The sequence below is a fragment of the Microbacterium telephonicum genome, from assembly GCF_003651225.1.
GTDB lineage: Bacteria > Actinomycetota > Actinomycetes > Actinomycetales > Microbacteriaceae > Microbacterium > Microbacterium telephonicum.
The window spans coordinates 515,442-524,994 of record NZ_RCDB01000001.1; the positions used below are offsets into that span (position 1 = coordinate 515,442).

At 71.3% G+C, this 9,553-nt stretch carries 8 protein-coding genes; 3 read left to right on the plus strand and 5 right to left on the minus strand.

Annotation, left to right across the window (positions count from 1 at the left end):
• Positions 1-57: 57 nt before the first annotated feature.
• Both C7474_RS02545 and C7474_RS02550 read right to left on the minus strand, forming a co-directional pair.
• Entirely contained in the window at positions 58-1,719 is a 1,662-nt protein-coding gene (locus C7474_RS02545; protein WP_121057360.1) for an alpha-amylase family protein, read from the minus strand.
• Positions 1,716-2,699, minus strand: a complete 984-nt coding sequence (locus tag C7474_RS02550) for a TIGR03885 family FMN-dependent LLM class oxidoreductase (protein ID WP_121057362.1) — start codon at positions 2,697-2,699, stop codon at positions 1,716-1,718. Before C7474_RS02550 ends, C7474_RS02545 begins: the two co-directional genes overlap by 4 nt.
• A gap of 168 nt (positions 2,700-2,867) precedes the next feature.
• On the opposite strand from C7474_RS02550, the gene C7474_RS14970 reads away from it, so the two are divergent.
• The 3 genes from C7474_RS14970 to C7474_RS02560 all read left to right on the plus strand — a co-directional run bounded on the left by C7474_RS14970 (position 2,868) and on the right by C7474_RS02560 (position 4,624).
• Positions 2,868-3,038 carry a hypothetical protein gene (locus tag C7474_RS14970; RefSeq protein ID WP_158597292.1) on the plus strand — a complete coding sequence of 57 codons (171 nt, stop codon included), beginning with the start codon at positions 2,868-2,870 and terminating at the stop codon, positions 3,036-3,038.
• A gap of 1 nt (position 3,039) precedes the next feature.
• Positions 3,040-3,714, plus strand: coding sequence for a DUF6766 family protein (locus C7474_RS02555; RefSeq protein ID WP_121057364.1), 675 nt, complete (start codon positions 3,040-3,042; stop codon positions 3,712-3,714).
• A gap of 112 nt (positions 3,715-3,826) precedes the next feature.
• Positions 3,827-4,624: an ATP-grasp fold amidoligase family protein gene (locus tag C7474_RS02560; protein ID WP_277870587.1), complete on the plus strand. Its 798-nt coding sequence runs from the start codon at positions 3,827-3,829 to the stop codon at positions 4,622-4,624.
• A gap of 22 nt (positions 4,625-4,646) precedes the next feature.
• On the opposite strand, the gene C7474_RS02565 is transcribed toward C7474_RS02560, so the two are convergent.
• From C7474_RS02565 to C7474_RS02575, 3 genes are read right to left on the minus strand one after another with little or no spacing between them, the layout of a single operon-like run.
• Positions 4,647-6,977 carry a glycoside hydrolase family 65 protein gene (locus tag C7474_RS02565; protein WP_121057368.1) on the minus strand — a complete coding sequence of 777 codons (2,331 nt, stop codon included), beginning with the start codon at positions 6,975-6,977 and terminating at the stop codon, positions 4,647-4,649.
• A gap of 13 nt (positions 6,978-6,990) precedes the next feature.
• A complete protein-coding gene (locus C7474_RS02570) occupies positions 6,991-8,493 on the minus strand; it encodes a glycosyltransferase (protein ID WP_241965063.1) in 1,503 nt (500 codons plus the stop codon).
• A complete protein-coding gene (locus C7474_RS02575) occupies positions 8,490-9,533 on the minus strand; it encodes a hypothetical protein (protein ID WP_241965064.1) in 1,044 nt (347 codons plus the stop codon). The genes C7474_RS02570 and C7474_RS02575 overlap by 4 nt, the downstream gene beginning before the upstream one ends.
• Positions 9,534-9,553: the final 20 nt, after the last annotated feature.

A 9,553-nucleotide genomic window follows, 5' to 3' on the forward strand; every position in this document is an offset into this window, starting at 1 on the left:
CCTCACAACCCGCCGTGACGGCGCAGAGCGACCGGAAGCGCCGTCACACGCCGCGTGTCAGGTGACCCGGCCGTCACCCGGACGGCTGACCCGCAGCCAGCGGTAGTCGTACGCCGAAACGTCCAGCTCGATGCGCCCGCGCTCATCGAGGGGCAGGCGCTCCGAGCCGAGCAGGTCGACCAGCATCGATCCCGCCGGCTCGTCGCCCAATGCGAACGCGATCCGGCTTGGCACGTCGGCGAAGTTGTGGACCGCGATCATCCGCCCCACGTCCGCCCGCAGCGAATGCACCAGCACCGAGGTGACATCCTGGTCGATCGGCTCGAAACGGCCCCAGCCGAGCTCGGGTGAGATGCGGTACCGCGCGATCAGGTCGCGCATGAAGTGCAGCAGGGACCCCCGGTCTTCCAGCTGCGCGGCCACGTTGACGAACGCCGGCGCATAGCCGTCTCCTGGTGGCGTCGCGACGAGCCGTGAGGGTGCAGCATCCGAGAACCCGCCGTTGCGGTCGCGGGACCACTGCATGGGTGTGCGCACCGACTCTCGACCGGCGATCTCGGTGTTCTCGCCCATCCCGATCTCCTCGCCGTAGAAGAGGACGGGGGTTCCCGGCAGGGTGAACAGCAGGCTGTAGGCCATCCGGATGCGGCGCGGGTCGCCGCCGAGCATCGGAGGCAGCCGCCGGGTGATTCCGCGACCGAACACGCGTTGACGCTCGTCGGGGGCGAAGGCGTCGAACACCTCCTGCCGCTCGGCGTCGCTCAGCTTGTCGAGCGTCAGCTCGTCGTGGTTGCGCAGGAAGTTCGCCCACTGGGCCTCGTCGGGAATCAGAGGTCGCGCGGTCAGCGCCGTCACCAGCGAAGCCGGGTCGGCGCGAACGAGGGAGAGGTAGATCGCCTGCATCCCCACGAAATCGAACTGCATCGACAGCTCGCCGGCGCCGTCGCCGAAGTAGGCGCGCTGCTCGTCGTACGGCAGGTTGACCTCGCCGAGCAGGATCGCCTCGCTCGACCGGCGCTGCAGGAAGGCGCGGATGTCGCGGAGGAGGTCATGCGGGTCGGCGATGTCAGCCCCCTCCGGCACCTCGAGCAGGAACGGGACGGCGTCGACGCGGAAACCGGAGACGCCCAGCTGCAGCCAGAACCCGATGGTCTTGGCGATCTCGTCGCGCACCCTCGGATTGGCGATGTTCAGGTCGGGCTGGTGCTCGTAGAAGCTGTGCTGGTACCACTCGCCGGACTTCTCGTCGAGCTCCCAGACGCCGTCGGCCTGACCCGGGAACACGGCGTTGACCTGACCCTCCGGCGGCGGGTCGGAGCGCCACACGTAGAAGTCGCGGAACGGGGAGTTCTTGCTGCGTTTGGCGGCGCGGAACCACGGATGCCGGTCGGAGGTGTGGTTCACCACGAGGTCGACGATCACGCGGATGCCCCGGTCCCGCGCCGTGCGGATCACCTCGACCAGGTCGCCGTGGCTCCCGTAGCGCGGATCGACGCCGTAGAAGTCGGTGACGTCGTACCCGTCGTCCAGGTCGGGGGACGGATAGAACGGCATGAGCCACAGGCACGTGATGCCCAGCTGCGCCAGGTAGTCGATCCGCCGCCCCAGCCCTTCGAAATCGCCGACCCCGTCGCCGTTGCCGTCCAAGTAGGTCTCGACGTCGAGGCAGTACACGACGGCGCTCTTCCACCACAGGTCGCTGGTGTCGGTGATCTTCATGCGGTGACCTCCTCGCGCAGCCGGGGGAGCAGAGTGGACGCGGCGACGTCGAGGAAGGCGTCTTGGTCCTCGCCGACGTGGTGCAGATAGACGCGGTCGAAGCCGATGCGCACGAGATCGGCCACCCGGTCGGCCAGCGATACCGGGTCAGCGTCGATCAGCACCGCCTGGCGCAACCGCTGCTCGAACTCCCGCTCATCCAACTGGGCGGCGAGCGTGTCGAAATCGTCCGGCTGCTCGAGATCCCAGGTGAGCGGCGGAGTCACGACGCCGTTCGACCATTCGTGGCGGGCGAGAGCGTAGGCGGCGGCCTCCGTCTCGGCATAGCTGACGTGCACCTGCAGGATGCACGGTCCGCGACCGCCGTTCGAACGGTATGCGTCGACGACCTCGGCGAGCGCCTGCGGTGACTGCGCGACCGTCGCCAGACCCTCGGCCCACGACGTCGCCCAGCCAGCGGTCTCCGGGCTGACCGCGGTGGCCAGCAGCGGAGGAGGGGCGGCGGGACGCGTCCACAGTCGGGCGTGGTGCACCTCGACGAGTCCACTGTGCGTCACCTCTTCGCCGTCGAAGAGCCGCCGGATGATCTCGACGCATTCGAACAGCCGGGCGTTGCGCACGTCCTTGTCGGGCCACCGGGCGCCGGTGATGTGCTCGTTCATGTTCTCTCCGCTGCCGAGCGCCGCCCAGAAGCGGTTCGGGAACATCTCGGCCAGTGTCGCGAACGCTTGAGCGACGATCGCGGGGTGATACCGCTGTCCCGGCGCGTTCACCATCCCGATCGGGTAGTCGGTTCGTGCCAGGGCGGCGCCCAGCCAGCTGAGGGCGAACCCGGATTCGCCCTGCCGTGGGTTCCACGGCGCGAAGTGGTCGGAGCACATGGCGCCGTCGAAGCCGGCCCTTTCCGCCTGTTCGGCGGCTCGCAGCAGGAAGCTCGGAGGTCGCTGTTCATGTGAGCAGTGGAAGCCGACGAAGACCATGACGCCAGCCTGCGGCCTGCATGCCGGCAGGGAAACGCCCTTGCGGGCGTTGGCGTCCGACGCTACGACACCGACGCGTGACCCTTCGTCGCGACAGGCTCATGACGGCGGACGCGGCGAATCTTCGGCCGTGCGTCGTGCCGTGTCAAGGCGTCGACAACGCCGGCCATGTGGATCATGCTCGACACGTCGCCGGACCCTCCGGCGCGCCACTCGGGAGAGACCATGCGCGAAGCGAAAACAGGAGAAGCAGGGATGCGCGCGATGTTCGCCGTGTGGTCGGGGATCATCGCGGTCGGGCTCGCCGTGATGATAGCACTGCCGCTGGCGGGCCGTTGAGATGCGGTTCCTGCGCGACAACGGGCTCAGCCTCGCCTTCTTGGCCATCTTCCTGGCCGCGCTCGTCGGCCAATCTTTCGCCGGACTGGCGAACACGAACGAGGAGCTCGCGATGCACGGCCTGCCCGCGGTCGGGTATCTCGAGTTCGTCACCTCCTCCGACTTCCTCGTCGACGTCGCCGAGAACTGGCAGTCGGAGTTCCTGCAGTTCTTCCTGTTCATCCTCGGCACGATCTGGCTGGTGCAACGCGGATCCCCCGAGTCGAAGAAGCCCGGCGACGAGGGCGTCGGCTCGGACGAGGAGCAGCTCGTCGGCGAGTACGCCCGCGCGGACTCGCCGCGTTGGGCGCGTGCACGCGGCGTGCGCGGGTGGCTCTACGCGAACTCGCTGCTGATCGTGATGGGCGCGGTGTTCGTCCTCTCGTGGTTCGCGCAGTCGTTGGCGGGGCACATCGTGGCCAATGAGGAAAACGCGGAGCACGGGATGCCGCCGGAGACCTGGATCTCCTACGTGATGTCGGCGGAGTTCTGGAACCGTACGCTGCAGAACTGGCAGTCCGAGTTCCTCGCGGTGGGGGCCATGGTGGCCTTCGCGATCTACCTCCGCCAGCGCGGATCGAGCGAGTCGAAGCCCGTCGGCACGCCGCACGGCACCAGCAGTGTCGAAGCCGAGTAGCCGGGACGGGGCCCGGGTCGACACGCCGGGCGTCCGGTGGCGGGAGCGCAGCCCCGTGGTGCGGGCCTGGCGCCTGTGGCGCACCCGGGGCCCGGTCACCTTCCGGGACAAGGTGCGGTACAAGATGCTCCGGGACCACCGTCCGCTGGTGGTGACCTTCGCCGACAAAGCCGCCGTGCGCGACTACGTCGCGGCCCGCGTGGGCGCGGAGTGTCTGCCTCGCCTCCACCTTCTCGCCGATGACGCGCGCTCTCTTATGAGCACCGACCTGCCCGAGGAATTCGTCCTCAAGCCCACGCACGGCAGCGGTGCCGCAATCGTGGTCTCGCGGTCGGCGGACCCGAACGCCCGCCTGCCGCGCGACGGCAGCTGGGTCTACCGTCACGTGAGCCCCGAGCATGCCCCGCCCGCCGAGCTCGCCCGCATCGCCCAGGACTGGCTGGCGCAGCTCTACGGCCAGGGCCCGAATCGCGAGTGGGTCTACGGACGGGTGCCGCGCCGCATCCTCGTCGAGGAGTTCCTGGCGGGCGGCGGCGGTGCGATCCCGCGTGACGTCAAGCTGTTCGTCTTCCATGGGCGCTGCCATTTCATCCAGGTCGACGAGGGCCGGTTCGGTCGTCGTACGCAGGATTTCTTCCGCCCCGACTGGACCCCGATGCCACTCAGCGGCGGGCCGCCCTGGGCCGACCCGCCCCCGGTGCGACCGACCCGTCTGGACGGGATGATCCGCCTCGCACAGACGCTCGCCGCGGAGACGGATTTCGTGCGCGTCGACCTCTATGACCTGCCAGAGCGCATCGTCTTCGGAGAGCTCACGAGCTTTCCGGCCGGGGGTGACAGCCCCTTCGAGCCCGAGTCGTTCAACGCCGAGTTCGGCCGTCCCTGGGTCGTCCCGCGGCGCTACCGGTGACCCCCGAGGCCACCTCGCGACCTCATTCCGGCGCGCGGCCGCGAGGTTGCCGAGGCGGCGGACCCGGGTCGGGGGCCGGGGGGATCGCGAGGCGCCGACTGCGGTTCGGCGCGAGTCGCACCCGCTCGCCGTGGTGGCGCACCTCCATCGGCGCCTCGCCCGTGAGCGTGTAGGTCGCCGCGTCGGTGGCGATCTCGACGCGCAGATGCCCGCCGCCGACCTGCAGACCGTAGGACAGAGCGGTGAGGGGCGGGGTGAGGCGCGGCGCGAAGTCGAACCCATCGGCACCTTCCCGCATGCCGCCGAACCCGCTGACGACGGCCGTCCACACGCCGGCGAGAGCCGCGATGTGCAGGCCGTCTGCGACGTCGCCCCGCACGTCGGCGAGGTCGATGGCCGCGGCTTCCCGGAGATAGGCCAAGGCGAGGGGGAGGTGCCCGGTGCGTGCGGCGACGACCGACTGCGGCGACGCCGACAGCGAGGAATCGCGGACGGTGAGCTCCTCGGCATAGGCGAACGCCCGTGCTGTCTGCTCCGCCGTGAAGGACTCGTGCGCGAATTGCAGCGCCAGCACGAGGTCGGCCTGCTTCACGACCTGCTTGCGATAGAGGTCGAAGTACGGGAAGTGGTCCTGCAGCGGGTACTGCTGCGGGGAGGTGCCGTCGAAGTCCCAGCGCTCGCGATCGGTGGAGCCGGCGTATTGCTGGTGCACCCGTCGCACGGGATCGAAGGGCACCGCCATTCGCTCAGCGGCGAGCAGCCAGCCCGCGATCTCGTCGTCGGTCACCTGCAGCGCGCGCGCCGGCCCGTCGTGACGTCGGCAGAGGTCGGCGGCGCCGCGGAGGTTGCGCTGCGCGGCGAGGTTCGTGAAGGCGTTGTCGTCAACGAGCGCGGAGTATTCGTCGGGGCCTGTGACCCCGTCGATGTGGAAGGTCCCGCCCCCATCCCACCGTCCGAGCGAGGACCACAGGCGCGCCGTCTCCACCAGGATCTCCACTGCGACCTCGCGCTCGAACGGGAGGTCGCCGCTGACGCGGACGTAGTGCAGGATCGCTGAGGCGATGTCCGCGTTGATGTGGAAAGCGATGGTCCCGGCGGGCCAGTACCCGGAACACTCGCTCCCGCTGATCGTGCGCCAAGGGAAAGCGGCCCCGGCCAGGTGGAGCGTCGCGGCGCGCTCGCGCGCGAGCGGCAGTGTCGCATGTCGCCACCGAAGGGCATCGCGCGCCGCGGTCGGGAGGAGGTAGGTCAGCACCGGGACGACGAACGCATCGGCGTCCCAGAACGTGTGTCCCTCGTACCCCGCGCCGGTGAGGGCCTTGCCCGGGATCGAGCGCGTCTGCGCGCGTGCCGCCGCCTGCACCACCTGGAACAGGGCGAAGCGCACGGCCTGCTGCAGGTGGGGATCGCCCTCGATCGTGACGTCGGCCGCGACCCAGAAGTCATCGAGGAACGAGCGCTGCTCGGCCGCGAGCCCCTCCCACCCCGTGCGCACGGCAGCGGCCACCGCGGCATCGACGCGGTCGCGCAGCGCCGCTTCCGAAAGGGCGTCGGACCATTCGTGGCCCACGACCTTGACGATCCTCACGCTCTCGCCCGCGTCGAGACGACTGACGATCGTCGTCCGCGCCACGTGGTCATCGGCCTCGGAGGCGACCTCGGCCGCTCCCGTCACGGTGTGCTCCATCGCGACGGCCACGCCGATGCCGCTCACCCTCGTCCGGTACAGGAGTGCGGCACCGGCCGCGGTCGCTGCCGCGCCGACGGGTGTCAGGGGCGAGACGAGCGGCGCCATGACGCGGTCGTCGGGATGCACCCGGGGGAGAGGCTCGTCGGCCACCACCTCGGACAGGACGGTGACCTCGACCGGACCGGTCAGGGCGATCACGCGATAGTCGACCGCGGCGATCGCGCGGCGGGCCAGCGAGGCGAGCCGGGTCGAGCGCACTTCGACGCAGTGTCCGGCGGGCGAGGTCCAGCGGGTGACGCGCTCGAGCGTGCCGGCGCGGAAGTCGAGGTGCTGCCGGTGGTGCTCGAGCGAGCCCTCGCGGATGTCGAACGGCTCATCCCCCACGATCAGCCGGATGACCTTCCCGTCCGGGGCGTTGATGACGCTCTCGCCGTGGGCGGGGTAGCCGTATCCGTCCTCGGCATACGGCATCGGATGCCGCTCGTGCAGGCCGTTGAGATAGGCGCCGGCCACGGCGCACGGATCGCCCTCGTCGAGGGTGCCCCGCCACCCGAGGTGACCGTTGGAGACCGCGAAGACCGATTCGCGCCGGGCCAGCAGCGAGGGGTCCCACCCGGTCGCCCCGATGCCCCAGTCCGCCACGTCGAATCCGCTGTCCCTCATCGTCCGGGCCCGGTCAGTCCCCGTCGGCTTCGGGCAGGCCCGGGCCCGGGCCGGGGCGCATCGTGGCGTCGTCGGCGACGTCGAGCCGCGTGATGCCGTCTCGCTCCGAGACGATGATGTGCGATTCGGCCACCGGTGCCCCTTTGTCTTCGGGGCGAGTCAGCGGCGTCTCGCCGTCGATGTCGTCATGGTCGGCGGATGCGGACATGAGGTCTCCTTCGGGTCGGTCGGCCGTCACCGACGACGATAGCGATCCCGGCGGCGGCATCCAGCCGCCGAGGTAGGCCTCGAGGTCGACGTCCTCTGTCAGCGCCGTCACACCGTCGATGACGGCCGAGGCGCGGTCGAACAGATCGTCCCGCCCCCATCGTGCCTCGCGGATGCGGGCGCGCTCGGAGACGAGGCGCAGCAGCTCGCCGCCGGTCGCGTCGACGGCGGTGAGCACGCCGAGATCCTCGCGAGCCACCCGGTCGGCTGCAGACGCGAGCCCGTCGCCGCAGACGTGCACCGGACGCAGGAGCTCGACGCGCAGCCGCACCCGGTCGAACCGGCCGGTGCCGGCGTCGATCTCGGCGGCCGTCGCCTCCTCGCTGCCCGGAAGCGCGGCGAGCACCGAATCGAGGCTCACGAAGCGCTGTGCCTCCGTGCCGACGTCCGGACCGGCGACGGCGACGTCGACCTTGTCGGTGTGGATGCCGTGAGGCCGGGATCCGGGAACCGGGATGAGCTGCGCGAGCCGCAGCGCCTCCCGGTTCTTCGCCTCCCGGTCCCGGCGCTCGTGCGCACCGGCATCCGGCCCGTCGTGCCAGGCGACCGCGTCGGCGACGTGCGCGAAGACGGCGCCGCGCCGCCAGGCCCGGTACGCCCACTCCCAGTCCTCCCCGCCGTAGGAGTCGAAGGACTCGTCGAACCCTCCGGCGGCGTCGAACATGCCGCGCGCGCAGCACAGCACCGCACCGATCATGTGACGGTAGCTGCGATCGTCGGCGTCGAGCAGATCGCGCGCATCGCGGTAGGCGGAGGCGAGCCAGCGGGGTTCCTCGAGCTGCCGGCCGGCGACGGCGCCGCGGATGTCGGGGGACGGGTCGACGTCCGTCAGATCCGCATGACGGCGCCGCCCCACGGTCACGACGTCGGGCGCGAGCGCCGGCATCCGGGTGAGGGCGGTGAGGAACCCCGGCTCCGGAACGGTGTCGGCGTCGAGGAACACGAGAACGTCTCCGGTCGCGTGCGCGGCGCCGAGGTTGCGCACGGCCGCCAGCCGGAAGCCCCGATCCGGCTGCGACACGACGCGCACGCCCGGTGGGACGACGGGAGGCTCGGGCGATCCGTCGTCGGCCACGATCACCTCGACGCGCGGGCGCGGGTGGGTCTGCCCGGCCAGGGCGGCGAGCGTTCGGGCGAGCTGGCCGGGCTGCCGGTAGTGCGAGACGATCACCGACACGCGGGGCAGCGGCTCGGGGACCGCGGCGTCCAGCAGGTCCCAGCGGTTGCCGGGCAGCGTCCGGCCGGTCACGCGAGGTCCCACCAGCGCCGGTATTCCCGGGCGACGTCGGCCACGCTGGGACGCAGGTCCGTGCCCGCGGCCAGACGCGTGCGCGCAGGCTCGCTCCAGGCCGCGGCGAGGTGCACGGCGAGGTCGTCGGGCTCGTAAAGGGCCAGCGTGCCCGGCCGCAGCCGGTCCATCTCCTGGGCGTAGCGGGATGAGACCACGAGCGGGCGTCGGCCGGCCTCGACCCAGTCGAGCATCGAGCGGGAGGCCGAGACGTGCTCGTGCGCGGCGAGCGGAATGCCGCCGCCGGCCAGTTCGGCGGCGAAGGCGCCGTCATCGAGGAACCCGGTGATCTGCAGGTCGACGCCCTGACCGCGCGCGTGCCGGCGCAGCTGCTCCGCCTCGTCCTCGTGTCCCCGCGAGGGTGCTCCGATCGCCCGTACGACGAGGCTGCCGACCCGCTCGCCCCGATCGCGCAGTGCGGCCGCCGCGTCGCGCACGGCATCGATCGCCGCGACGTGCCCCTTGCCGGGATAGACGTACCCGGCGACGATCACCGTGAGGTCGCCGTCCGCGGGTGTCGCCGCATCCGCCTCGAGCCCTTCGGTGCCCGTGGGGACGGCATCCCGCCGCGCGCCGAGGGGGATCGCATCGACGTCATCGTCGCCGACCCATTCGCGCCAGAGCGCCTGCTCGTGGGCGCTGTTGACCACGACCCGTTCGGCGGCGGCCGCGAATCTCGCGTACGCCGCCCGACGGCGGGCGAACATCCGGCCGTCCGAGGGCTGCGGCACATCGTGCACCGTGATGGTCAGGCGGGTCCGCGCCGCCAGCGCCCCCACGGCATCGGCCGCCTGCTCCGGCGAGTCGCCGAGCAGCCGGTCGGTCACGTGCAGGTGCGCGCGTCGTCCGTGCACGCGATCGGTGAGCGCAGCGAGCGTCGGCGCCGCGAGCACCGCGACCTCGGGGTCGCCGGCCACGAGCGCGTCGGCGACGTCGGCGCCGTAGCGCGTCACGCCGTGTGCGGGCGGTCCGACGATCAGCAGCAGGGGTGCGGGGGTCACCCGGCCCATCGTTACCGGGC